At 56.1% G+C, this 23,643-nt stretch carries 24 protein-coding genes and 1 riboswitch; of the genes, 4 read left to right on the top strand and 20 right to left on the bottom strand.

The window, feature by feature from the left end; all coding sequences use genetic code 11:
* Nucleotides 1-249: 249 nt before the first annotated feature.
* The 15 genes from secF to MOMUL_RS07590 all read right to left on the bottom strand — a co-directional run bounded on the left by secF (nucleotide 250) and on the right by MOMUL_RS07590 (nucleotide 13,367).
* Entirely contained in the window at nucleotides 250-1,185 is a 936-nt protein-coding gene (secF, locus tag MOMUL_RS07660) for a protein translocase subunit SecF (protein WP_062283619.1), read from the bottom strand.
* Nucleotides 1,185-2,471 carry a protein translocase subunit SecD gene (secD, locus tag MOMUL_RS07655; RefSeq protein WP_064774359.1) on the bottom strand — a complete coding sequence of 429 codons (1,287 nt, stop codon included), beginning with the start codon at nucleotides 2,469-2,471 and terminating at the stop codon, nucleotides 1,185-1,187. The genes secF and secD overlap by 1 nt, the downstream gene beginning before the upstream one ends.
* 109 nt (nucleotides 2,472-2,580) lie before the next feature.
* Nucleotides 2,581-3,246 (bottom strand): HD domain-containing protein, encoded by a 666-nt coding sequence (locus MOMUL_RS07650; RefSeq protein ID WP_084785541.1) that lies wholly within the window; start codon nucleotides 3,244-3,246, stop codon nucleotides 2,581-2,583.
* A gap of 6 nt (nucleotides 3,247-3,252) precedes the next feature.
* On the bottom strand, nucleotides 3,253-3,630 hold the full coding sequence (gene yajC, locus MOMUL_RS07645; RefSeq protein WP_236713039.1) for a preprotein translocase subunit YajC: 378 nt from the start codon (nucleotides 3,628-3,630) through the stop codon (nucleotides 3,253-3,255).
* A complete protein-coding gene (tgt, locus tag MOMUL_RS07640) occupies nucleotides 3,602-4,723 on the bottom strand; it encodes a tRNA guanosine(34) transglycosylase Tgt (protein WP_062283614.1) in 1,122 nt (373 codons plus the stop codon). The genes yajC and tgt overlap by 29 nt, the downstream gene beginning before the upstream one ends.
* A 313-nt stretch (nucleotides 4,724-5,036) precedes the next feature.
* Nucleotides 5,037-6,065: a tRNA preQ1(34) S-adenosylmethionine ribosyltransferase-isomerase QueA gene (queA, locus tag MOMUL_RS07635; RefSeq protein WP_062283611.1), complete on the bottom strand. Its 1,029-nt coding sequence runs from the start codon at nucleotides 6,063-6,065 to the stop codon at nucleotides 5,037-5,039.
* A 24-nt stretch (nucleotides 6,066-6,089) separates the two neighbouring features.
* Complete coding sequence (locus MOMUL_RS07630; RefSeq protein WP_062283608.1) at nucleotides 6,090-7,541, bottom strand: SpoIID/LytB domain-containing protein; 1,452 nt, start codon at nucleotides 7,539-7,541, stop codon at nucleotides 6,090-6,092.
* Complete coding sequence (locus MOMUL_RS07625) at nucleotides 7,511-8,668, bottom strand: anti-sigma factor domain-containing protein (RefSeq protein ID WP_062283605.1); 1,158 nt, start codon at nucleotides 8,666-8,668, stop codon at nucleotides 7,511-7,513. Before MOMUL_RS07625 ends, MOMUL_RS07630 begins: the two co-directional genes overlap by 31 nt.
* Nucleotides 8,661-9,383 carry an RNA polymerase sigma factor SigI gene (gene sigI, locus MOMUL_RS07620; RefSeq protein WP_106007168.1) on the bottom strand — a complete coding sequence of 241 codons (723 nt, stop codon included), beginning with the start codon at nucleotides 9,381-9,383 and terminating at the stop codon, nucleotides 8,661-8,663. The genes MOMUL_RS07625 and sigI overlap by 8 nt, the downstream gene beginning before the upstream one ends.
* 58 nt (nucleotides 9,384-9,441) lie before the next feature.
* A complete protein-coding gene (locus MOMUL_RS07615; RefSeq protein ID WP_062283602.1) occupies nucleotides 9,442-9,666 on the bottom strand; it encodes a DUF2905 domain-containing protein in 225 nt (74 codons plus the stop codon).
* A 90-nt stretch (nucleotides 9,667-9,756) separates the two neighbouring features.
* Nucleotides 9,757-10,767 (bottom strand): Holliday junction branch migration DNA helicase RuvB, encoded by a 1,011-nt coding sequence (ruvB, locus tag MOMUL_RS07610; RefSeq protein WP_062283600.1) that lies wholly within the window; start codon nucleotides 10,765-10,767, stop codon nucleotides 9,757-9,759.
* The gene (gene ruvA / locus MOMUL_RS07605) at nucleotides 10,764-11,384 is read right to left on the bottom strand and encodes a Holliday junction branch migration protein RuvA (RefSeq protein WP_062283597.1); all 621 of its coding nucleotides are present in this window, start codon (nucleotides 11,382-11,384) and stop codon (nucleotides 10,764-10,766) included. The genes ruvB and ruvA overlap by 4 nt, the downstream gene beginning before the upstream one ends.
* Complete coding sequence (gene ruvC / locus MOMUL_RS07600; protein WP_062283596.1) at nucleotides 11,381-11,887, bottom strand: crossover junction endodeoxyribonuclease RuvC; 507 nt, start codon at nucleotides 11,885-11,887, stop codon at nucleotides 11,381-11,383. The genes ruvA and ruvC overlap by 4 nt, the downstream gene beginning before the upstream one ends.
* Nucleotides 11,888-11,981: 94 nt before the next feature.
* Complete coding sequence (locus MOMUL_RS07595; RefSeq protein WP_062283593.1) at nucleotides 11,982-12,539, bottom strand: hypothetical protein; 558 nt, start codon at nucleotides 12,537-12,539, stop codon at nucleotides 11,982-11,984.
* 69 nt (nucleotides 12,540-12,608) lie between these two features.
* Nucleotides 12,609-13,367 carry a YebC/PmpR family DNA-binding transcriptional regulator gene (locus MOMUL_RS07590; protein WP_054935453.1) on the bottom strand — a complete coding sequence of 253 codons (759 nt, stop codon included), beginning with the start codon at nucleotides 13,365-13,367 and terminating at the stop codon, nucleotides 12,609-12,611.
* 187 nt (nucleotides 13,368-13,554) lie between these two features.
* Nucleotides 13,555-13,685: riboswitch (cyclic di-AMP (ydaO/yuaA leader) on the top strand.
* Nucleotides 13,686-13,742: 57 nt separating this feature from the next.
* On the opposite strand from MOMUL_RS07590, the gene MOMUL_RS07585 reads away from it, so the two are divergent.
* A complete protein-coding gene (locus MOMUL_RS07585; RefSeq protein WP_062283592.1) occupies nucleotides 13,743-14,417 on the top strand; it encodes a CAP domain-containing protein in 675 nt (224 codons plus the stop codon).
* Nucleotides 14,418-14,571: 154 nt separating this feature from the next.
* Here the strand turns inward: MOMUL_RS07585 and cysK are convergent, their stop codons facing one another.
* The 4 genes from cysK to yunB form a co-directional block, all read right to left on the bottom strand.
* The gene (gene cysK / locus MOMUL_RS07580; RefSeq protein WP_062283589.1) at nucleotides 14,572-15,492 is read right to left on the bottom strand and encodes a cysteine synthase A; all 921 of its coding nucleotides are present in this window, start codon (nucleotides 15,490-15,492) and stop codon (nucleotides 14,572-14,574) included.
* Between the two features lie 134 nt (nucleotides 15,493-15,626).
* Entirely contained in the window at nucleotides 15,627-15,818 is a 192-nt protein-coding gene (locus MOMUL_RS07575) for a CooT family nickel-binding protein (RefSeq protein ID WP_062283587.1), read from the bottom strand.
* 1 nt (nucleotide 15,819) lies between these two features.
* Nucleotides 15,820-16,242 (bottom strand): DUF3842 family protein, encoded by a 423-nt coding sequence (locus MOMUL_RS07570; protein WP_062283820.1) that lies wholly within the window; start codon nucleotides 16,240-16,242, stop codon nucleotides 15,820-15,822.
* A 170-nt stretch (nucleotides 16,243-16,412) separates the two neighbouring features.
* Nucleotides 16,413-17,078: a sporulation protein YunB gene (yunB, locus tag MOMUL_RS07565; RefSeq protein ID WP_062283584.1), complete on the bottom strand. Its 666-nt coding sequence runs from the start codon at nucleotides 17,076-17,078 to the stop codon at nucleotides 16,413-16,415.
* Between the two features lie 271 nt (nucleotides 17,079-17,349).
* Here yunB and MOMUL_RS07560 point away from each other — a divergent pair, with 271 nt between their 5' ends.
* Entirely contained in the window at nucleotides 17,350-18,396 is a 1,047-nt protein-coding gene (locus tag MOMUL_RS07560) for a YeiH family protein (RefSeq protein ID WP_084785539.1), read from the top strand.
* 44 nt (nucleotides 18,397-18,440) lie between these two features.
* Nucleotides 18,441-19,367 (top strand): selenium metabolism-associated LysR family transcriptional regulator, encoded by a 927-nt coding sequence (locus tag MOMUL_RS07555; protein WP_236713037.1) that lies wholly within the window; start codon nucleotides 18,441-18,443, stop codon nucleotides 19,365-19,367.
* Nucleotides 19,368-19,487: 120 nt separating this feature from the next.
* On the opposite strand, the gene tyrS is transcribed toward MOMUL_RS07555, so the two are convergent.
* Entirely contained in the window at nucleotides 19,488-20,717 is a 1,230-nt protein-coding gene (gene tyrS, locus MOMUL_RS07550; RefSeq protein ID WP_062283582.1) for a tyrosine--tRNA ligase, read from the bottom strand.
* Between the two features lie 180 nt (nucleotides 20,718-20,897).
* Here tyrS and MOMUL_RS07545 point away from each other — a divergent pair, with 180 nt between their 5' ends.
* Nucleotides 20,898-23,624 carry a transglycosylase domain-containing protein gene (locus MOMUL_RS07545; protein WP_062283580.1) on the top strand — a complete coding sequence of 909 codons (2,727 nt, stop codon included), beginning with the start codon at nucleotides 20,898-20,900 and terminating at the stop codon, nucleotides 23,622-23,624.
* Nucleotides 23,625-23,643: the final 19 nt, after the last annotated feature.

Raw genomic sequence — 23,643 nt, 5'->3', positions numbered from 1 at the left:
CCACACCGCCATTTTTAGTTACGAAAACAGTTCTGAAGCCGCTATCATAATGTGAGGACAAGAATATTATTTCTTCGCTTGGTTGGAAAACGCAAAAAAGCCGCCTAATTCTTCATGAAAGAATAAGGTGGCTTTTGAACAGGCCCATCGTAACATACGATTCAGTGCCCATGGCGGGCGCACATAATAAAAGATAGCCTGCAAACCTCCTGCAGGCTATCTCCTGGTATGCCCTCTTATAACCTAACTCTAATGGGAAGTAGCCTTGCGCGTCTTAGCTTTGGTGGCTGCCTTGGTCACCGCCGCCTGCCGGTGGCGTTCCCGGCTAAGTTTACGAAAATCGATCCATAAGGGGCTGGCGGTAAAGATTGATGAGTAGGCACCGCTGATGGTACCGATGAGCATGGCCAGGGCAAAGGTCCTGGTGGTCTCGCCGCCCAGGAGCATCAACGCCAGCAGGGCGATGATCACCGTCAGGACGGTATTAATAGACCGGGTCAGGGTCTGGTTAATACTGCGATTGACCAGTTCCTCCATAGATTCCTTTTTGCGCAGCCGTAAGTTTTCCCGGATGCGGTCAAAAATAACAATGGTATCATTTATAGAATAACCGATAATGGTAAGGATGGCCGCCAAAAAGGTGCTGTCCACTTCCCAGCGGAAAATGGCAAAAAAACCGAGGGTCACCAGCACATCGTGAATCAGGGCCAGGATTGCCGCGAGCCCGGATAAAAATTCAAAGCGGATTGTGATATAGATAATCATCAAGACCCAGGCAATGGCCATGGCTTCGATACCTTTAATGGTCAGTTCCCGGCCGATGGTAGCGCCGACCTTTTCGTTACGCTTTAAATCCAGTTGCCCCAGTTTATCGCGCAAGGCACCAATAACCTGGTCGGTTTGCTCTTCATTGAGTTCTGTTGTCCGGATCAGAAACTCATTATTGCCTGCTGCCTGGATGGAGCTGTTACCCAGGTTGAGACCGCCGAGAACCTCCCGGACCTGGCTGGCATTAACCGGTTGCTGGAACTGGACCTGGATAATATTCCCACCGGTGAAATCAATACCAAAATTTAGGGGGGATGGCCAGTTCAGGACCATGGCTATAAGACCCGGGATGATTATAAGCAGCGAAAGGGCATACCACCACTTGCGCCTGCCGACAAAGTTAAAATTGAAGTTCATTAGATCTCACCCCTCGCCGCTACCGGAATTTGCCCTTCTTTAACCCCATAGAGCCACAGTTTGTGGAAGGCCGGTACGCCAATGACCAGGTGTAAGAGGAAACGCGTCAGGGTTATGGCCGTGAACATGCTGGCGACAATACCTAAAGAGAGGGTGACGGCAAAACCGCGCACCGTGCCGCTGCCCAGGAAGTAAAGGACCAGTGCCGCCAGCACCGTTGTGGCGTTGGCGTCAAAGATGGTGTTAAAGGCCCGCTTAAAGCCGGCATCAATGGCTGCCCGCAAAGTCTTGCCGTTGCGCAATTCTTCTTTGAGGCGCTCGTAGATAATGATATTGGCGTCAACGGCCATACCCACCGACAGCAAGAGGCCGGCTATGCCCGGTAGCGTCAGGGTAGCCTTTAAAGCCCACAGGACCCCCAGAACTATAAGGCTGTAAACAATCAGGGACAAATTGGCCACCAATCCCGGCAGGCGGTAAACAACGAGCATAAACAAGGCGATTAAGGCCAGGCCAACGATGACGGCCGTCTTGCTCCTGGCCAGGGAATCCGCTCCCAGGGTCGGGCCTACTGCCCGGCGCTCAATAATCTGCACCGGTACCGGCAGGGCGCCGCCGCGTAAGAGGGCTGCCAGGTCGGCTGCCTCCTGGAAGGAAGCAAAGCCGCCCCTGATGACCGCCTCGCCGCTGGGAATGGCTTCATCTACGTGGGGGTTGGTGAGTAAATCCTCATCCAGATAAATGGCAATATGCCGCTTGGGGTCACCCGAGCTGTAGCTGCTGACCAGCTTCTGGGTTATTTCGGCAAACTTTTTGGTGCCCTCGGCATTAAATTTCAGGGTGATTTCCGGTTCCCGGCTCTGCTGGTCTATCACAGCTTTAGCGTCCTTCAAGTCTTTTCCGGTGACCACAACCTGGCCGTCACTGGTGCGGAACTCCAGTTGGGCCGTCTTGCCGATCATTTTAACGGCCTCTTCCGGGTTATCATACCCGGCCAGCTGGATAATCAGGCGGTCACTGCCTTCCCGCTGGATCACCGGTTCAGCTATCCCCAGCTGGTCGACCCGGTCACGCATAACCCGTTCCAGGGCGACCATGTCCTCATTGGTCACCGCGTGTTCCGCTGTGCTCTGGGCCTGGACGAGAATATAAACACCGCCGCACAAGTCCAGGCCCAGTTTCATGGCCCGTATTAAAGGCTGAAAGGCCCCTATGCCTAGCGCTAGGATGGCGATAAAAACAATGGCGAGCTTAAAGAAGCCGCCTGCTCCTTTCCCCCCTGCCAAAACTCTCCTGCCTCCCTTGACAGAATGCAACTGCAGACAACCTATTATAACTCCAGCCGGAGTTGCCCGTCAATTGCTGCAAATACCACCCGCACCAGTTTTTTCTACTTCACAGCAGCCGGGCCTCGTTCACCACCAGTCCAAAATGGCAGTCGAGGAAATCAGCGGCCCGGCGGCACATCATCATCCGCATGAGGAAGATCTCAAAATACTCCATGGGCGTGCTGATGGAGAGGTCAATGGTCAGTTCCAGGGTAATGGTACGCCTGGAAGCATCTACCCGTAAAAAAGAGTGCTGGACGGCGTAATTGACCCGGTCGTGGATATCAAAGGTGCTGATATCACTATTGCGCACCCGGGAGCGGTGGACATCGGATTTATCCGCTAGGATGAGGGCCGCACCTACGGTATTGACGGCCTGGCCATATTCTTCTTCATGGTTACCGATGGCGCCCATAATGGTAGCTACCTCAACGGTAGGCATACCCAGGCGGGTCAAAATGCGGTAAGCCAGCAGGGCCCCTGTCTGGCCGTGATCTTGCCGGCTAATGACGTTACCGATATCATGCAGGTACCCGGCAATGGCCGCCAGTTCGGCTACCCTCCGGTCATAACCCAGGTGTTCCAATACGTTATAGCTGATCTTGGCCACCAGGCTCAAATGGCGGTGGCTGTGTTCGGTAAAACCCATGGCTCCCAGGTGTTCATTGCCTTTAACAATCAGCGCTTCTACCTCGGGGTCCCTTTTAACATCTTCCAGGGTCACTGGCGCCAAGCCTGATTATTCCTCCTGTCCAGGTACATAGGCTACCCCGCCCTTGTCCACCTCGACCTCAACCCTATCGGCAATGCGGACCATCAAGGTTCTATCTTTGATTTTTGTTATCCGGCCATGCAACCCGCCAGCCAGGACCACCCGGTCATCCACCTTCAGGCTGTTTAACATCTCCTGGCGCCTTTTTTGTTGCTTTTGCTGGGGCCGGATTATCAGGAAATAGAGGATCCCAAAAAAGATCAGCATGTAAAAAATGGTTCCCGCCCATTGCTGCATGAACAACCACCATCCTTGCTTTAATTTGGTCTTTAACTCCTTAACATTCGACGCAGGTATGGATAATACCTGCCCCCATTTAGATTTTTCCCGAATTATATTTGGCATAAAAGTCGGCTTCAAAAGCTTCCAGGTCATTGTTAGCGATGGCCTGGCGAATACGGTGCATCAACTTCAGCAGGAAATATAAGTTGTGAATGGTTGTCAGCCTGAGACCCAGGATTTCATCGGCCTTGAGCAGGTGCCGGATGTAGGCCCGGCTGTAGTGGCGGCAGGTATAGCAGTCGCACTCCGGGTCCAGGGGGCGGAAATCCCGGGCATAGGCAGCGTTACGCACCACCAGCTTGCCGTAAGTGGTCATTACCGTGCCGTTGCGGGCAATGCGGGTGGGCAGGACGCAGTCGAACATATCTACCCCCCTTTTTACTCCTTCGATCAGGCAGTCCGGCGAACCCACCCCCATGAGATACCGGGGCTTGTTTTCAGGTAGATATCCCTGCAGGTCCTCCAGGATGCTGTACATCAATTCCTTGGGTTCGCCGACGCTCAGGCCCCCTATGCCGTAACCGGGAAAATCCAGGGCCGTAATCTCCCGGGCGCTGCGGCGGCGCAATTCGGGAATTACCCCGCCCTGGATAATGCCAAACACCGCCTGGTCCTCCCGGCGGTGGACCTCCAGGCAAATTTCCGCCCAGCGGCTGGTGCGCTCTACTCCTGCTTCTACTTCTTCCCGGCTGGCCGGGTAGGCGACACACTCATCAAAGGCCATGGCAATATCGGAACCCAGGGATTCCTGGACGGCCATGGATTCCACCGGTCCCATGAAATGGGTCGAGCCGTCCAGGTGGGAGCGAAAAGTCACGCCTGCATCGCTGATTTCCCGCAAATCGGCCAGGCTAAAGATCTGGAAGCCGCCGCTGTCGGTGAGAATGGGTTTTTCCCAGTGCATGAAGTTGTGCAGGCCCCCGGCTTCCCGGATGATGTCGGCACCAGGACGAAGGTAAAGGTGATAGGTATTGGCCAGGATAATTTGGGCTCCCACTCCGGCCACTTCTTCCGGCGTCATAGTTTTGACGGTGGCCTGGGTGCCGACGGGCATGAAGACCGGCGTCTCGATGGTGCCATGGGGAGTTTTAAGTCGCCCCAGGCGGGCGCCGGTGGCCCGGTCACGTTTGAGCACGGTAAAGGTTACAGCGGGCAAATGAGTATTTCCTCCTAACTAATAATTCGAAAATAACTTTTTCGTAGGGCTGGCTTTAGTTTGGAGCGAGCGACTTGGTCTGAGCGGCAAAGCGGCCTTGGCAAAGCCGAAGAGCGAGGGCGGGGCCGAGGACAGGAGGTCCGAGGCCGGCCTCTGAGGCAAGGATGCCGAATAGGCCGGGAACCCCGCCCGAGCCGGAGGCTGAGCCGTAGGCCGCTCCGCGAGGACCAGGGAGCGAGCGAAAACAAAGCCAGCACTCATCTACATAGTTTGCCCTTCGGGGGCGGTCACTCCCAAGCAATCGAAACTCTTTCTACAAGATCAGCATCGCATCCCCGAAGCTGAAGAAGCGGTAACCCTCCGCCACAGCAGTCCTGTAGGCGGCCAGGATTTTTTCCCGGCCGGCAAAGGCGCTCACCAGCATGATGAGGGTCGATTTGGGCAGGTGGAAGTTGGTGATAAGGCAGTCAATAGCCTTGAAGCGGTAGCCGGGATAAATAAAGATATCCGTCCAGCCGCTCCCTGGCTGGATAAGACCTGTTTCAGTAGCTACCGTCTCCAGGGTGCGGACTACCGTCGTGCCCACGCCCACTATCCGTCCTCCCCGGGCGCGGGCGGCATTAATGGCCGCCGCTGCCTCCGGGGTCACTTCATAGTACTCGGCATGCATCTGGTGTTCTTCGATGTTTTCCACCTTAACGGGGCGGAAAGTACCCAGGCCGACATGGAGAAGGAGGTAGACTATTTTCACCCCCTGCTCCCGCAGTTGCTCCAGGAGGCGGGGGGTAAAGTGCAGGCCGGCCGTCGGCGCTGCCGCCGAGCCTTCCACCCGGGCATAAACCGTCTGGTAACGCCCGGGGTCCTCCGGCTTCTCTTTAATATAAGGCGGCAGGGGCATCTCCCCCAGGCGGTCCAGGAGGGCTTCAAAGGGACCTTCCCGGTAAGAAAACTGCAGTACCCGCCCCCCGGCGCCAGTCGTTGCCATGGCCCGGGCCCTCAGTTCCCCCTGGCCAAAGATTATCTCCGTACCCACCGGCACCCGCCGCCCCGGCCGCACCAGGGCTTCCCAGGTATCCCGGTCGCGTCGTGTCAGCAAAAGCACTTCGATCCTGGCTCCCGTACCGGCCCGGCGTCCCCAGAGGCGGGCCGGTATCACCCTGGTCTCATTTAAGACCAGGACATCCCCGGGGCGGAGATAAGCCGGCAGGTCATAAAAATGGCGGTGTTCCAGGTAGTCCCTATCCCGGTGCAGGACAAGGAGCCGCGAGGCATCCCGCGGCTCCGCCGGTGTCTGGGCAATCAATTCCGGGGGGAGATCATAGTCGAATTCTTCAAGACGCAAATCAATCTCTCACCTACTCTATGTTTACAGCGGAGCAATCTTTAAGCGGCCGTCAAAGCGGTCCTGGTTATAATAGTGTTCAATAATTTGCTGGTAAGTATACCCTTTTTCCGCCATCCCCATGGCGCCCCACTGGCTTAAGCCTAAGCCATGGCCGTTGCCCCGGCCCTGGAAAACTACCTGGCGGAACATCTTCGGTACGCTGCGGCTACCATCCCGGCCAGCTACCATATACTCCCCGGCGGCGCCGTTGGGAGCGTTCATCACCCCGCCGGCTCCCAGGGCCACCAGTTCGGCACCGTAATTTACGGAACGCTGCCCGCCGGAGCCGTCGACGATGTGGACTGTAGAATCCATCTGCACGTTAAATAAAGTGCTTTTCAGAACATCCCGGCCGAAAACGGCCCGTATACCGTCCCGGAAGGCAGATGCCGTTCCGGTGGTCGTGCGGATGTCCATCCTCGTAACCCGGCCGGAAACCGTTTCCCCCTGTTCGTCCCTGCGCAGGCGGGAAAGAACCAGGTCAACAACATCCCCGGCTTCCCCCTGGCCCTGCCCGGCCAGCCAGGCATTAACTTTTTCCTGGACCTGTTGCCGTGTGAGGGTTACAGTCCAGGTGTAGCTGTTGGCCGGGTAGCCGCCTGGCGTCTGATTGGGGTACTTTAAAGCCCACTCATCCTCCGGCGAAGGTACCCCGCGCAGGTAGGGCAGGGGATTGCTCCACACATTCTCGCTGTCCTCGGTATAGCCGCCGGCATTGGCATGAAAGTAGGCCTCGATAACCTTGCCGTCATAGTAAATTACCAGCCCGCGGGTGGCATCAACGGCTTGAATGACTTTATCGCGGTAAGGGCCATAGTTGACCTCGGCTTCATAACCGCCATAGACCTGCGTCATGGTATCATCGGTGACATCATATAGGGCGGCTGGTTTCAACCTGGTGACGGCGTAGGAGCGGGCAATCACAGCCTGGGCCTTGAGGGCATCCAGGCCGGCACTGGCCGGCATTTCCCTGCCCACCACGCCGTAGAGGTATTGCTCCAGGTCCAGGGTATTGATGGCCATCAGGCCATTGTCCCCCTTGAGAATATTTAAGCTGCCCCGGTAACGCTGCCCCTGGTAGCGGAAGAGATTTAAAGTCCCGGCGTCCCTGGCCTTAAGCTGGATAGGACCGCCGAAGGTACCCGGCAGCGGCGTGCCCTCCCGGCTTAATTGCCAATCAGCGCCGTTTTTTTTCACCGTCCACTTTTCTCCCGCCTTTACCGGGCTGATTTCCTTACCGCTGTGGCCATCAATTAACTGGTAACTCCCCTGTTCAACCTGGAAGTCCACCTGCGCCAGTTCGCCATCGAGCAAGACCCGGATTACTGGTACGTCCCCTTTAGAGACGGCACCTGCCGGTATCGTTGCCAAAACCAGGAGCAAAGCAGCCAGGAGAGCAACCGCTAGTCCTCGCGGGAAGATTTTATTTCCCAATTTTTCTTCTCCCCTTTAACGCTATCTACCCGATCTATCTGGTTATTATGGCCGGGCCGTAAAGATTCCCCTGGAATTCCAGGGGTACCGCTCCTCCCCTTCTCAGTGAACACCTCAACTCTGGTCCCTTTATTACCCGGGGCAACCTCAAGTTCGTTACGGTTAGATGACTGCCCCGGCTGGTCTTGATTACCGGCAATATTTTCCGCCTTCTCACGCGGGCCCCGCTCGTTGCCACGCTGGTTGTCATAACTATTACCACCTGCAACCTGTTGCCCCAGGGCTCTCTTGAGGGTTGCGCCCAGCTGTTGCTCCTTCTGCAAAAGGTCTTTATCCTGCTGCAGCTTTTGCAATAACTGCTCCCAGTTGCTGTCAAACCTCGCCAGTACCCTGGCCAGGCTATCTTTTTGCAGGTCAGCCGCCGTAACCGGGAGTCCAGCATCCAGGGCTTCCAGGAGGATGCTGTATTTCCCCGCCGACAGGCCGGTGGCTTCAGCGTGCTGGCGGATTTCCGGCTGGACGGTAGCCGCCTCAACTACCGCCTGGACCCGGGCCTGTTGCAGGACATTCCGGGCCTCCCGGGTTAATTTCTGGCCCAGTTCATCGCCGGCCGCCAGTTTTTCCTGGCTGGCACCGGCAGCAGGGATCACTGTTACCACCATGGCTCCCTGGCGGTCGGGCAGGTAGTAACCCTGGCGCACGGCTTCCCTGGTCAGGACCTGGATAGCGATAGCTGCTTTTTCATCTTTAAGGGCAACGCCAGCCAGCAACTTTTCCCCATCGCTATTTAATCCCCGGGCACTGAGCACCCTTTCCCGGTCATCCACCGCCAGTTCAATGCTGGGATTGATGTCGATATTAATATAAAAGGCCAGTTGACCGGGGGTTGGCGGCGCCATGGCCCGGCGCGCCAGGGGGAGGGCCAGAAAAAGCAATAAGATTACTGCCGCTGCTGCCATCATAGCCTGCCAGGGGGGCCTCTTTTTAACCAGGGGCAACATAACCTCTTCCCCTACTTCTGGCAGCAGGCCGGTCAGGTGGAGGGTGCGCCACTCCCCCTCAGGGGTCAAAACAATAACCTCATTTCCCTGCCTGGCCACCACCAGCCCCCGCTCAGCGTCAAGCATCCTGACCACCCCTTTTGCTTTGACCTATGTAGTCTGCCAGGTATTCATAATCGCCCATCAGCATGAGTGCTGCGGCGATAATATATTTGCGGTGGCGCTCCAGGGTTTTGCGGCTGGTTTCCATGGATTTTACCAGGGCTTTCAGGGGTAAAGCTTTGCGTTCCCGGAGGTACTGGCTGAAGAGGGGGTTGGCTGCCACTACCCGGGCGGCTGCCAGGGCCCGGTCACGGGCGTCCCGGTGCTGGGGGCTGGCCTTGACCAGGTCCTTGAAGGTTATGCCAAACTCAGCCAGTTCTTCCCGGTAGCGCTCTATTTCCCGGCGCCGGTCGGCCAGTTCGTTGACCAGGTTTATCTCTTCCCCGCCCAGGGGATCGACGGTGGCTGCCGTTTCATTCTCCAGGGCTTGTAAGGACAGCACCCGCCGGTGCCGCCCTTCCCGGCGAAAATAGTCAACTAAACGGCGGCGGATAATGGTCTCGGCCAGGGTTAAAAAGTTTGAGCCACCGCCCGGGCGGAAACTATCGATGGCTTCGTTAAAGGCCATCAGGCCGACGCTGGCCTCGTCATCTTCCCCCAGGCGGATAAAATGACCTGTTGCCCTGGAAACGACGGCCAGGATAAAGGGTGTAAAGCGGCGGATTAATTCCTCCCTGGCCCCGGCATCCCCGTTCCTCGCCTGAAGCAGTAACTGGTTGGGGTCTGCTTCCGGTGGCACTTTTAGCCTCACCTCTCATAGTATTCGTAAGGCCTTGACGTTTTCCGACTACTGGAGGCTAACGGCGGAAGATTAAGTTTAACACGACGGTCAGGATGAGGCTTAAGAGGAGGGAACTCAGTAAGGGGAAATAGAAGGTGAAGTTGCCCTTCTGGATATAAATGTCCCCCGGCAGGCGCCCGAAGGAAAAGAGTTTACCCATCCCAAGGAGGATTAAACCCATCAGGGCAATTAGCAGCCCCATCCCCAGCAGCATTTTGCCGAAAAAACTCCAGTCGCCCATTGGTGTCCTCCTTCGAAAATAACTCTATCGTAGGCTGGCATTGTCTCGCTTGCTTCCAATAAATGCCAGCCAGGCATTTTCATTCATATTTCAAAACAGGCTATCCATTCTCGTTATCCCCAGGTGCTCGTAAGCCCTGGGTGTGGCCATGCGGCCCCGGGGGCTGCGCTGGATAAAGCCGTGCTGGAGCAAAAACGGCTCATAGACATCCTCTATGGTATCCGGCTCTTCGCTGATGGCCGCCGCCAGGGTTTCCAGCCCCACCGGGCCACCGTTAAATTTCTTGATGAGGGTTAACAACAGGCGGCGGTCGGAGCTGTCCAGGCCTAAGGAGTCGACTTGCAGGAGTTCTAAGGCTTCCCTGGCTACCTCCCTGGTAATTATCCCTCCGGCACGGACTTCGGCGTAATCCCGCACCCTTTTCAGCAGGCGGTTGGCCACCCGGGGCGTTCCCCGGGCGCGGCAGGCAATCTCCCTGGCCCCTTCAGGCTCAATACCTACCTGCAGGATGGCTGCCGCCCGGAGAATAATTTGCTCCAGCTCCTCTATCCGGTAAAACTCCAGCCGGGAATTAATGCCAAAGCGATCCCTTAAAGGCGAAGACAACAACCCGGCCCTGGTAGTAGCCCCCACCAGGGTAAAAGGGGGTAAATCCAGGCGGATGGAGCGGGCGCCGGGGCCTTTACCCAGAATAATATCCAGGGCAAAATCTTCCATGGCCGGGTACAGGATCTCCTCCACCTGGCGGGGCAGGCGGTGGACTTCATCAATAAAGAGGACGTCCCGGGGCTGTAAATTGGTAAGAATGGCGGCCAGGTCCCCGGCTCGTTCCAGGGCCGGCCCCGAGGTAACCCTTAAACTCACCCCCAGCTCGCTTGCGATGATGCCGGCCAGGGTGGTCTTCCCCAGGCCGGGCGGGCCGTAGAGCAGGACGTGATCCAGGGCTTCCCCCCGCTCCCGGGCCGCCTGGATAAAGATGCTCAATGTTTCCTTGACATGCTCCTGGCCGATATATTCGGCCAGGCGGCGCGGGCGCAAGCTCACTTCCAGTTCTTCGTCTTCCCGGTGCAGGTTCCCGGCCAGCAAACGCTCTGCCGTCAATCAGCCCCACCTCCCTGGCCTATAGTTTTCAACACTCCCTGGAGGACGGCCGTCGTATCAGCCCCCGGCCCCAGTTCCGCCTTAACCCTGGCCAGGACCGGGCTTATCTCATCCCGGCTGTAGCCCAGGGCCAGGAGGGCGGCCAGGGCTTCATCATTATCGCCGGCCCCGCCATCCCCTGCTACCCTGGCCGTTGCCCCGGCCTCACCGGCCAGCCCGGATTTTAGAATGGCGTCCTTTAATTCCAGGAGCAGGCGCCTGGCCTTCTTGGCCCCGATGCCGGGCAGGGCAGTCAGAAAGGCAGTATCTTCGGCAACAATAGCCCGCGCCAGCTGTTCCGGAGCCGCTGCCGCCAGGACCTGGAGGGCACCGCGGGGTCCAATGCCGGCCACCCCCAGTAAAAGGGTAAAAAACCTCAGCCCCTCAGGCCGGGTAAAGCCGTACAGCTCCACGGCGTCTTCCCTGACTACCAGGTGGGTATAGACGGCAACCTCTGTCCCCGGAGGCGGCCAGGATTGCGCCGGCGGTGTACGGACGAACCAGCCGATGCCCCCGGTTTCCACCAAAATACCTTCCGGCATTACCTGGCGTAACTGGCCTCGCAGGTAACCAATCACTGCTGCAACACCCCAGCTTCCCGCTGGCGCCAGGGAGCTATACTTGCATGGCAAATGGCCACGGCCAGGGCATCGGCCACATCATCGGGGTCCGGTGGACTTTTAAGCCCCAGCAGGGCCTGAACCATCCGCTGGACCTGTTCCTTGGGAGCCCGGCCGAAACCGGCCACCGCCTGTTTAACTTCCAGGGGCGTGTACTCGGCAACGGGAAGGCCCGCATGAGCCGCCGCGAGCAACGCCACCCCCCGGGCCTGGCCTACCGCCAGGGCCGTGCGGCTGTTTTTATTAAAAAAGAGTTCTTCAATGGCCATAATATCCGGCCGGTAGTTTTTTATTATCTCCTGCAGTTGGTCGTAAATCAGGGCCAGGCGCAGGCTTGCTTTTTCCCCTGCCGGCGTCCGGATGCAGCCATAGGCAAAAGCCTGCAGGTGCCCCGCAGTCGCCGCCTGTACCAGGCCATAGCCAACAATAGCTGTACCAGGATCGATTCCCAGGATCAACATCCTTTAACTCCTCCCTGGCAATTATTCGACGTTAAAGATAGTACTTCCTTTTTTTGAGCCAAAATAAAAATCAGCGCTTTTCCAGCGCTGACCTCTAGGGGCGAAATTCATCCAGGCTGTCCAGGGCTTCCAGGACTTCTTGTTCGGAGTTAAATTCTGCCTGGCCATTTTCTATTTTTTCCCGCCAGCTGGGCGGCAGGGAAGTAAATTTCAGGCTCGTCACCCGCATTAGTGGCCCCAGGCTGCCGGCCGGGCCCTGGTAAATGGCCACCAGGCCATCCTTGATGGCCAGGTGGCGTTTGGGAGCATCGGCAGGGCAAAGACCATCTACCTCCTGGGTTATGACCAGGCGTTCCCCCTCCCGGGTTATGCGCCAGCCCTCGGGCGGCGGGAAAAGGATGCTCAATTCTTCTTTACCGGCCCAGTTCCACTTGACCCCTGCCGGCAAAGGAATGGGTTCCCTGTGACCGCAGTCGCGGTAATATCTCTCCAGGCGCGGTTCCTCCAGCACCCGCGGCTCCAGAAGGCCCGGCACCCTTAAGATAACCGGTCTTTGCCCGGTACTGACCCTGGCTTGCTGGTAAGCCACCAGCCCCCCCAGAAGAAAAATCATAAGGCCAATAACAATAAAGCGCCGGCTAGCGTCGCTCAAGGCGGTACCTCCTTCCAACAGGAATTACCACCTTCTAGCTTTGCCGGCGCAACAGGGTTTTATACCAGGTTATAACTCCACTTGCTCCATAATGGCAGCAGGAATGTCGGCGTTGGTATAAACTGCCTGGACGTCATCGTGATCCTCCAGGCGGTCTACCAGGCGCATGACTTTCGCGGCCATTTCCGGGTCGTCAATGGTTACTGTAGTCTGGGGTACCATTTCTATTGCGGCGCTGGTAATAGCCGCCCCGGCTTCCTGCAGGGCTTTCTTTACCCTCTCCAGGTCCTCGGGAGCCGTCTTTATTTCCAGGGCTTCGGCATCACTATCATCAACATCTTCAGCTCCGGCCTCTATGGCCTGGAGGATTAATTCTTCCCGCTTTTCTCCCGCCGGGACTTCTACGCTAATGACGCCCTTGGGGTTAAACATCCAGGCTACACAGCCGCTTTCCCCCAAACTTCCGCCGTTGCGCGAAAAGATATACCGGATTTCGGAAGCCGTGCGGTTGCGGTTGTCAGTGGCAATATTAAGCAGCATGGCTACTCCGCCGGGGCCATAGCCTTCATAAACCATTTCTTCATAGGCTGCGCCTTCAATCTCGCCGGTACCGCGCATAATGGCCCGCTGGATATTCTCATTGGGCATATTGACTTCCTTGGCCCGGGCGATGGCTGCCTTCAAACGCGGGTTGCCTTCCGGGTCACCGCCTCCCTGCCGGGCGGCAATGATAATCTCCCGCCCTATTTTGGTAAAGAGGCGGCCCCGCTTTTCATCGGCTTTGGCCTTACGATGTTTTATATTGGCCCACTTGGAATGTCCGGACATTTTTTGACCCCCCTCTCACCTCTAACTGCCGTTAAAATTCTAGCATACAAAACGGTAATTAAGCAATAAGCCTTATTATCCATTGCCGGAAATCACTGTAATATTTTACCTCGAAGATTGGAAAAATTTTATGTTAACTTTTTTGGCTCCTATATGGTAAAATACCATCAGTACTTTAACGTCATGGCCACCAGAAACCCCGAATTTCTTTTACGAAAGCGGGGGAACCAGTTTTTCCGGGGTTAATCCACTCGGTGGTAGGGCTAACCTTCGGCCCGCACCCGCCAGCTAACCTCGCAGGCGTTGGAGGGGGGTGGATTTTTTATTGGTCCGCCGGGCGTTAAAGTAATTAGGTTTGTAAAGGAGGGGTTAGTTTTGCGGTCTAAATTCAAAACCCTCGCCGCATCCCTGGCTGTATTATTAATTGTCACCACCCTGGCTATCGTACCGGTCACACCTGTTCAAGCTGCAACTTACTATGGTAACTATTATGCTTTCCATTTCTCACCGCAAAATTATTTATACATCAGGTATTACCGCCCGCAACCGGCATCTCAACCCCAGCCGGCACCTGCTCCAGTTCCCGAGCCGCAGCCGGCACCCCAACCGGCACCAGCGCCCGCACCTCAACCTGCACCCCAGCCTGCAACCGGCAGCTATCAGCTGAGCCAGTTTGAGCAGAAGGTCGTTGACCTGGTCAACGCCGAGCGGGCTAAGGCCGGGCTGAAACCGTTAGCCGTAGATCTGCAGCTGGCAAAAGTAGCCCGCCTCAAGGCAGAGGACATGCGGGATAATAATTACTTCGGCCACGAATCGCCTGCCTACGGTTCTTTCTTTACCATGTTACAGAAATTCGGTATTACTTACCGTACAGCCGGGGAAAACATTGCCGCCGGCTATCGCACTCCCGAAGCCGTGGTTGCGGCCTGGATGGGTAGCCCCGGCCACCGCAGTAATATCTTAAACCCCAGTTTTACGGCCATTGGCGTTGGTTATGCCCGCGGCGGTAGCTACGGTAACTACTGGGTGCAGGAATTCATCGGGAAGTAGAGAAAAAGCAAGGCAAGGGATTAACTCCTTGCCTTTTTTTATGTAAAGAGGAACGCTTTCTCTCCGCTTTTGTGCCTGATTTCACAATTAAGTATGACTGGCCCCTTTTAACCTGGCCGGTGGGTTAAAAGGGGCTATTTAACTGGCGATTAATCTACCCGACTTTAAAAAGTTCGGTACTGAGATAGCGCTCGCCGGTATCCGGGGCAATGGCCAGGACTTTTTTGCCGCTGCCCAGGCGCCGGGCCACCTGCAGGGCGGCATAAACGGCTGCGCCGGCAGAGATGCCCACCAGCAGGCCTTCCTCCCGGGCCAGGTGCCGGGCGGTGATGAGGGCGTCTTCGTTGGAGACGGTAATAATCTCATCGATTACCTCGCGGCGGAAGACCTGCGGGACAAATCCGGCCCCGATCCCCTGGATCTTATGAGGTCCCGGCTGGCCCCCGGAAAGGACGGGGGAAGCCGCCGGTTCCACGGCAATTATTTTTACCCCCGGAATTTCCTGCTTTAAGACCTCGCCGACGCCGGTAATGGTGCCGCCGGTACCTACGCCGGCCACAAAGGCATCCAGATCTTTGTCCATTTGCTCTAAAATTTCCCGGGCCGTGGTACGGCGGTGCACATCGGGGTTGGCCGGGTTTTCAAACTGCTGGGGCATGAAATAATCAGGGTTTTCCCGGATTAATTCCAGGGCCTTGTCTACGGCCCCCTTCATACCCAGGTGGCCCGGTGTCAGGAGAAATTCGGCGCCATAAGCCGCCAGGAGCTTGCGGCGTTCAATGCTCATGGTTTCCGGCATGACCAGTATTAAGCGGTAACCGCGGACCGCTGCTACCATGGCCAGGCCAATACCGGTATTGCCGCTGGTTGGTTCCACGATGGTGGCACCCGGTTTAAGTTTGCCCTCTGCTTCCGCAGCTTCAATCATGCTGAGGGCGATCCGGTCTTTTACGCTCGCCCCGGGATTAAAGTATTCCAGCTTGACATATACTGCCGCCCCATTCTCCGTCAGGCGGTTTAAGCGTACCACTGGAGTCCGGCCGATTAGCTGGGTTATGTCGGTGGCTACCTGCATGGTTACTCCCCCCTTAATGTATAGTATGTTTATCGGAATTAATTACATTTTAGCTTCCCGTCCGGGCTGTGTCAAGTGAAAAGCCACTGCACCTCAGTATTATGCAGTGGCTTGGCCAGCATAAATGCCCGGATTTATATGGCCTCGAGGAAAATTTTATGATCGACCAGGGCCATTTCTTTGATGCGGGCGCGCAGGATTTTCTTTTTACCAAAGATGTCTTCCATGAGGATACCATCTTCCCGGGGCAGGACCCGGTCCACATTTTCAAAGACCAGCTCCTCCACCCCGTCCTCTTTCAATAGATAAGCATTGGCTTCACACATCTTATTGCGTTCCTCCTTCGTAAAAGGTTTTGAGACGCCGCGCCAGGGCATCAATCAGGTGGGGTAAGGGTTCGGCTACAACACCGATTATTTCCACACCGGCTTTATTTAGAGGCAGGAGAAATTTACGGGCCGGGCTGGCGGCAATGGCCGCAGCCATGGCCGGCGTCAGTTCCCCCAGCATGGCGTCGGCTATAAGGATGGCCACGGAACCGGTAATGGCATCTACCCGGGGAGCGTTATAGATAATGGCCCTTTCCCCGGTGGCCCCTTCATTGGCCCCGGCCTTGAGCATGGCTACGGTGGCGGCAGCGTTAGTCCCCAAGGCCAGAATTTCTACCTCTGGCGGCAATTCTTCCCTGAGCCTGGCGGTAATATGCCTGCCGATACCGCCCCCCTGCCCGTCTACTACTGCTATCCGCAGGTATAACCCACTCCTTGTTATGAAATGCAAAAAGGGCCACAGGGAACCTTGTCGACTCCAGTGTCGACTCCGACCTCCTCGTGGCCTTCCATCCAGCGCGGTCTCCACACCGCTTTATGATGATATATTCGCCCTCAAAAGCCTGATTCCTGCCTGGTGGACAAGAAAAATTAAAATTCTGGTGCCCGCAAAATACCTTTTATAAAGTCAGACCCCAGAGAAATATAGGTCTGGGGAACTGGCCCGACAATAATGGCCTCGGCCACCGGGATGGTTGAGGCAACCTTTACCTGTTCCCTGCTGAAGGGGGCAACTACCTGGACTTCGCTCTCTACCTGGAGGTAAATGCGGTGGCGTGTCTGGTTGATACCGGCGGCTTCAAAGGTGTCCCCGACGTTGACGTTAACGGTGCCCAGGGGAATAAAACGTAGAGGCACCGGGGGTCCGTAGGCTGCCAGGAGTTTTAGCCCCAGCACTTGCCCCAGGGGTAAGTAATAGGTTTTGCCTTTCAGCTTGGCCAGGCGCTCCTGGATGGCCAGCTGGGCCTGGGCCTGGAGGCGGCTGATGCTCAAAGCGTCGGCCTGCATGAAAACTATCCGGCCATCGCTGCTGCCCGGTTGAATCAGGTTATTATAATTTACCTGGCCGGTTACTTTATCCAGCACTGCCTGCTGCATGGCCTCGGTAGCTGCCCAGCGGGCCTGGGCCGCAGCTACCGTCTCCAGGGCCAGGTGCAGGCGCCATTCTAACAGGAAGAGCACCAGCAGGCCGGCTACTATTACCAGCGCCAGGGCTCCCCATGGCCGCCGTCCCGGTCGCCGCCACCGCCGCCGCAAGGCAAACCACCCCCTATAGAAGTATACTCCGGGGATGGGCAAAAAGTGAAATAACTTTTGGCCTCTCGCTTGAATGTTTCGCCAGGTCCAAATTGGCCTGAAATCCCGTCCCGGGTATCCGGTTAAAAAATAAATTGAAAAGCATCGGTATAATTAGCACTTGAACAATAATTTAAAGCTATAGCCACCATAAAATAGCTGTATTTTACCCTTTTGTGTTGCCGTGCTATATTGGGCTCAACGAAATTTAATTTAAGGAGGAATAGCTATAATGTCCAAACAAAATGTTAGCATCGAATTCCACTACAGGGAAAAACTGGTAGCTGTTAAACCCAGGCCGAACATCTTACCAGGCGTATTACTATCCCTTGCCCTGGCCGCGGTAGCCTCGTTAATGGGCGGCTATATACCGTTAATTGGCGGCCCGGTATTTGGAGTTATTATTGGCATAATCGCTAATAACCTGTGGACCATACCTGACGCTTTTCGCCCGGGCATCATTTTCACCAGTAAAAAAATCCTGCAAGCAGCCATTGTCGTCCTGGGCGCCGGCATGAGCCTCGGGCAGGTATGGCAAACCGGCATCGATTCCCTCCATGTCATGCTGTTTACTATTTCTTCTGCTTTTATTGCTACATACCTTTTCGGCAGCCTGATGGGCGTGCCCTTCAACCTTAAAACCCTCGTGGGCACGGGAACCGCTATCTGCGGCGCCTCGGCCATAGCCGCCATTACCCCGGTCGTTAAAGCCGATGACAATGAAGTGGCCTATGCCATTTCCACGGTATTCTTGTTCAACATTATTGCCGTCTTGCTCTTTCCCCTGTTAGGCCACCTGCTGGGCTTTTCCGACACAGCTTTCGGCCTGCTGGCCGGGACTGCTATTAACGATACTTCCTCTGTCGTCGCCGCCGGCTATGCCTTCAGCCCGGCTGCCGGTGCCTATGCTACTATCGTCAAGTTAACCCGGACAACAATGATCATTCCCATTGCCCTTATCCTTAGCCTCGTGCTAAGAAACCGCCATGTCGGCAAGGGAACCACATTCAACGTGGTTAACATCATCCCCTGGTTTGTAATCTGGTTTTTAGTCGCGGCGCTGTTAAATACAGCCGGCTTATTTACCGCCCCGATGATTTCCTGGTTTAATTCCACGGGCCATTTTTTGATAGTGGTGGCGCTGGTGGCCGTGGGGCTGGGGGCTGACCTGAAAAAAATGCTGGCCACCGGCCTGAAGCCCTTGCTCCTGGGCCTTATCGTCTGGGTAGTAGTAATCGTGACCAGTATTGTTGTCCAGGTGCTTACTGGCAAAATTTAATTCTCTTTATTTAAACGTGCCGACATCTGTTATAATCAATACAGGTGATTGTTGTGCTGGATATACAACTACTGGCCTTCAAGGCCGTAGCTCAAAAGAAAAGCTTCTCCAAAGCTGCCAATGAGTTGCATATCAGCCAGCCGGCCATCAGCGCCCACATTCAGGCCCTGGAGGATCGCTTTAACACCCGCCTGTTAGATAGAACCAACAGAAAAGTTACCCTGACCGAAGCCGGCAAATTGCTCTATAAATACGCCCTAGAGTTGAGCGAACTCTATGACCGGGCCGAAAAAGCCATGGCTGAAATCAGCGGCACGGTTAAAGGCCACCTCCTCCTCGGTGGCACCCTGACCATCGGCGAGTACGTTTTACCGCCGATGATCGGTTATTTTAAATCCCTTTACCCTGATGTCGATCTTACCCTGGAAATAGCCAATACTGAACGCATTGTCCGGCGCGTGGTACAGCATACTTTAGACCTGGGCCTCATCGAAGGCCCTGCCTCCCACCCGGACTTGATCTTTGAAGACTTCTTTCACGATGAGCTGGTGGTCGTCGTGCCGCCCAATCATCCCTGGGCCGGGCGCCGGAGCGTGTCTGTCAAGGAACTTCCCGGCCACCCCTTTATCTTGCGCGAGCCCGGCTCCGGGACGCGGGTAGTGATGGAAGAAAACTTGAAAATGTTGGGCGTCGACCCGGCTGAACTGAAAATAATTATGGAACTCGGCAGCACCCAGGCCATCAAAGAGGCCGTTAAAGCGGGCATGGGCATTTCCATTATCTCCAACCTGACCGTAAAAATAGAAAGCCGCTATAATCTGCTCCGGGAGATCCACATCAAGGAAAAACCCTTCCGGCGCAACTTCCAGGTAGCGTATAACCGCCACAAATTCCGCACCCGGGCTACTGAAGCTTTCCTTAGCATCCTGAGGCAACCCGCACCCTTCAAACTGCAGTCGCTGGTTAAATAACGCTTTTAGTAAATAAAGGCCGCTAAAAATTTATAAACCCTGCCGGCAAGTTGAAATGCCCGGCAGGGTTTATAGTTTCAAGCTATATGCCAGGGGCGGCATAGTTGCCCTTCTAACCCGTCAGCCTTGTTCCTTAAATAACAGCCGCGCAAATCTGCGTTTGCCGGCCTGGAGGACCGCCCCGTCTGGCACATCAATCTCGGCATCGGGATCATCCAGGCGCGCGCCGTCGAGTTTTACTGCTCCCTGGCGGATGAGGCGCCGGGCTTCACTGGTACTGGGGGCCAGGCCTGCCTGGACCATCAGGCGCGGCAGCCACACCCTGGCTTCGCTAACAATTACCTCCGGCATTTCCTCCGGCAGGTCGCCCAGCTGGAAGACCTGGCGGAATTCCTTTTCCGCCTCCCGGGCAGCAGCCTCCCCGTGATAGAGGCCGGCAATCTCCCGGGCCAGGCGCATCTTTACGTCCCGGGGGTGCAGGCTACCATCGGCGAGGCCTTGTCTTATGGCCTCCAGTTCCTCCAGGGGCACGGCCGTCACCAGCTCGAAGTAAGTCAACATAAGTTCATCAGGCAAGGACATGGTCTTGCCGTACATCTCCCTGGCCGGTTCGTTGATGCCGATATAATTGCCCAGGCTTTTACTCATCTTCTGTACGCCGTCCAGCCCGGGCAGGATGGGCATCATCATGGCTACCTGGGGCTCCTGGCCGTACTCCCGCTGTAAATGGCGACCCATAAGGAGGTTGAACTTTTGGTCCGTTCCCCCAAGTTCGACATCCGCAGCCAGGGCTACGGAATCGTAGCCCTGCATCAGGGGGTAAAAGAATTCGTGGACGCTAATGGGCCGGTTCTCCTGGTAACGGCGGGCAAAATCTTCCCGTTCCAGCATCCGGGCCACGGTAATCTTGGCAGCCAGCTGGATAACATCGGCAAAGGTGAGCCTGGCCAGCCACCGGCTGTTGAAGGTAACCTCGGTCCGGGCCGGGTCCAGGATTTTAAAGATTTGCTCCTTGTAGGTTTCGGCATTGGCCAGGACTTCAGCTTCCGAGAGCTGCCGCCTGGTTTCGGATTTACCGGTGGGGTCACCGATTCTCCCGGTAAAGTCGCCGATAATGATAATCACCTGGTGGCCCAGTTCCTGGAACTGGCGCAATTTCTGGAGCACTACCGTATGGCCCAGGTGGATGTCCGGGGCCGTTGGGTCCAGGCCCAGTTTAACCCGCAGGGGTTTCCCGGTGCTAAGGGACTTTTTTAGCTTGGCCTTTAAGTCTTCCTCCGGTATAATTTCGGCCACACCGCGGCGTAGGACTTTAAGCTGCCGCTCGACTTCCCGTTCCAACAAAATCATCCTCCGTAAATCGCTCTTTCCTGAGCCGGCTCAAGGCGGGATTGTAAAACAGGCGTCTATGCAATTAGCGAACCTGTTTAAGTTTACCATAAGCAGTGACTAAGCTTCAAGCTCTTATCATTCCCCTGGGGGTAAAGCTATGTTATAATAAAAAAGCCGTAAAGGAGGTCATCCGGAAAAATGGCACCCCCTAAAAAACGTAAACGCAGATTAAATGTTTTCCGTGCCCTGTTACTGGCCCTGCTGGTCGTGGCCGTGGTGCTGGTGGGCGCCGGTGCCGGTTTTGCCATCGGCGTCATCCGTACTATGCCTGACTGGCAGCCCGACAAGCTCCAGCTGGCCATGACTACATTTATATATGATAAAGACGGCCAGCTGGTGGAAGAACTGCATGGCGAACAAAACCGCATTGTTGTACCCCTGGAAAAGATACCTGAAGACCTGCAGAATGCCGTCATTGCTACCGAGGACGCCCGTTTTTATCAACACCATGGCGTTGATCTAAAAGCCATCCTGCGGGCCTTGTGGATCAATTTGCGGAGCGGCGGCATCCGCGAGGGCGGCAGCACCCTGACCCAACAGCTGGCTAGAAATGCCTTCATTGAGAATCCTGAACGTACCTTGAAACGTAAAATTCAGGAAGCCTTAATGGCCATTGAACTGGAACGCACCTACACCAAAGAAGAAATCCTGGAAAATTACCTCAACATTGTTTACCTTGGACCCGGTACCTACGGGGTAGAAGCGGCGGCGCGGTTATACTTCGGTAAATCTGTGTCTGACCTGGATCTTGCCGAGTGTGCCATGCTGGCCGGCTTGATCCAGAGCCCGGCCAACTATGACCCCCGTTCTAAAAGTAATGAGGAAGCTGCTAAAAACCGCCAGGCGCAAGTGCTGAACAACATGGTCAAATACGGCTATATTACCCCTGAAGAGGCGGAAAAGGCCAAGGCGGAAAAACTGGAATACCGCGAAGCCCCCAAAACAAAGGCCGAAAAATTTCCTTATTTTATCGACGCCGTTGTTGATGAAGCCGGGCGCCTGCTGGAAAGCCAGGGTATTGAATCCGCCGAGCTTTACCGGGGTGGCCTGAAAATCTATACTACCCTCGACCCCAAAATCCAGACCGAAATGGAAAAGGTTTACCAGGATAAATCCAATTTTCCCCCCAGCAGTCCCGACCGCCTGATTGAAAGCGCCATGGTGGTCCTGGACCCCCGCACCGGTGAAGTACGGGGCCTGGTAGGCGGCCGGGATTATACCACCAGGCGGGGCTTCAACCGGGCCATCCAGGCCGAACGCCAGCCCGGTTCTACCATCAAGCCCCTGGTTGTCTATGCCCCCGCCCTGGAGAAGGGTTACCCTCCCGCTTTTGTCATCGATGATGTACCGGTTACCTTCCCCGGCACGCCCAAGCCCTTTACCCCGGCCAATTACGACGGCCGCTACCGGGGGCTCATCAGCATGCGGGAGGCCGTGCGCTGGTCTGTTAATATTCCCGCCGTTAAAATGCTCAATACCATCGGCATCGATACGGGCTATGAATTCGGCCGCCGGCTGGGCCTGCCCTTAAAGCCGGAGGACCGCAACCTGGCCCTGGCCCTGGGGGGCCTGACTACCGGCGTCTCCCCCCTGCAAATGGCTGCCGCCTACGGCGCCTTTGCCAACCAGGGGGTATACATTACCCCCCACCTCGTGACCAAGATTACCGATCGTAATGGCCGGGACTTAATCGTCAACAAACCCCAGCGCCGGGATGTCATGAGCGAGCAGGTTGCCTACCTCATGACTGATATGCTGGAAACCGTCGTTATGGCGGGTACCGGGAAAAATGCCCAGATAGGCCGGCCGGCAGCAGGTAAAACTGGTACCACCTCCCTGCCAGATACCCCGGAATACAGGGGCCTTAAAGGGGAAAAGGACGCCTGGTTTGTCGGCTATACGCCCGAGCTGGTAGGAGCCGTCTGGATGGGCTATGACCAGACCGATCCCAAACACTACTTGAAGAGTGTTGCCGGTGGCGGTTACCCGGCTCTAATCTGGAAAAAGGTAATCGGCGCCGCTTTAAAGGATCAACCCGTCCAGGATTTCCCCCGCCCCAGCGGCATAATCTATGCCGATGTCGATGCCAAGTCGGGCCTCTTGCCTAGCGACCTGACACCCAAGGAGTTTATCGTCAAGGAAATCTTTACCCAAAGCATGTTGCCCAAGAAAATCTCGGATGTCTGGGTCCAGGTCCAGGTCTGCACCACCACCGGCCAGCTGGCTTCGCCCAATTGCCCGGATGTAACGACGGGGGTCTTTTTAAAGCGACCCGACGGCTATAACGGCCCGGTGAAGCCGGAAGACGCCTACCTGGAAGCGCCGGCGGAAGTCTGTACCCTCCACGGCGGCGGGAGCGTTGACAGGCCGGGGCTGGTAAGCATCTGTACCGACCCCCGCCACGGCGCCGAACTATTTCTGGCCAATATTCCGAAACCCGGAGAAGGTGGTGGCTGCCCGCCCCAGTACGTTAAGAAGGTCCAGTTACCCCCGGAAAAAGTGCCCACCCGGTACTGTGACCTGCCCGACCACCAGCTCACCAAAGATACCTCGGGACGGGGTAACCAGGGGGCAGGACCGCCGGCACCAAACCTTAAAGGGCGGCTGGAAGTCGGCCCCAATGTCAGCCAGCCCCGGGTGATCCTGGAATGGAACGTTCCCGGCGAGGGCGAATTCCTCTTTTCCATTGAACGTGTCGGACCCGGCTCGAGCAGCAGGAGCCTGGCCATAGTGAAGGAAACGGCGTATACTGATGCCAGCGTGAAGCCCGGCGTTACCTACTACTACCGGGTCATCGCCCTGGATGAGAAAAATAAAGCGAGCACGCCATCCAACGAGGTCACCATTGCCGTACCTAAAAAATAAGGGCAACCCCGGGAAATTT

It is taken from the genome of Moorella mulderi DSM 14980, assembly GCF_001594015.1.
GTDB lineage: Bacteria > Bacillota > DSM-521 > Neomoorellales > Neomoorellaceae > Neomoorella > Neomoorella mulderi.
The sequence above is the reverse complement of the archived record's forward strand: the minus strand, read 5'-3'. Positions and strand labels throughout refer to the sequence as shown.

Bases quoted from the DNA above. Each gene is read 5' to 3' on its own strand.
- yajC (WP_236713039.1), bottom strand. From the start codon at position 3,630: ATGCCAAATATAATTCGGGAAAAATCTAAATGGGGGCAGGTATTATCC.
- MOMUL_RS07545 (WP_062283580.1), top strand. From the start codon at position 20,898: ATGGCACCCCCTAAAAAACGTAAACGCAGATTAAATGTTTTCCGTGCC.
- tyrS (WP_062283582.1), bottom strand. From the start codon at position 20,717: ATGATTTTGTTGGAACGGGAAGTCGAGCGGCAGCTTAAAGTCCTACGC.
- MOMUL_RS07625 (WP_062283605.1), bottom strand. From the start codon at position 8,668: ATGCTTGACGCTGAGCGGGGGCTGGTGGTGGCCAGGCAGGGAAATGAG.
- MOMUL_RS07615 (WP_062283602.1), bottom strand. From the start codon at position 9,666: ATGGGCGACTGGAGTTTTTTCGGCAAAATGCTGCTGGGGATGGGGCTG.
- MOMUL_RS07590 (WP_054935453.1), bottom strand. From the start codon at position 13,367: ATGTCCGGACATTCCAAGTGGGCCAATATAAAACATCGTAAGGCCAAA.
- MOMUL_RS07575 (WP_062283587.1), bottom strand. From the start codon at position 15,818: ATGTGTGAAGCCAATGCTTATCTATTGAAAGAGGACGGGGTGGAGGAG.
- MOMUL_RS07560 (WP_084785539.1), top strand. From the start codon at position 17,350: ATGTCCAAACAAAATGTTAGCATCGAATTCCACTACAGGGAAAAACTG.
- cysK (WP_062283589.1), bottom strand. From the start codon at position 15,492: ATGCAGGTAGCCACCGACATAACCCAGCTAATCGGCCGGACTCCAGTG.
- secF (WP_062283619.1), bottom strand. From the start codon at position 1,185: ATGAACTTCAATTTTAACTTTGTCGGCAGGCGCAAGTGGTGGTATGCC.
- ruvC (WP_062283596.1), bottom strand. From the start codon at position 11,887: ATGTTGATCCTGGGAATCGATCCTGGTACAGCTATTGTTGGCTATGGC.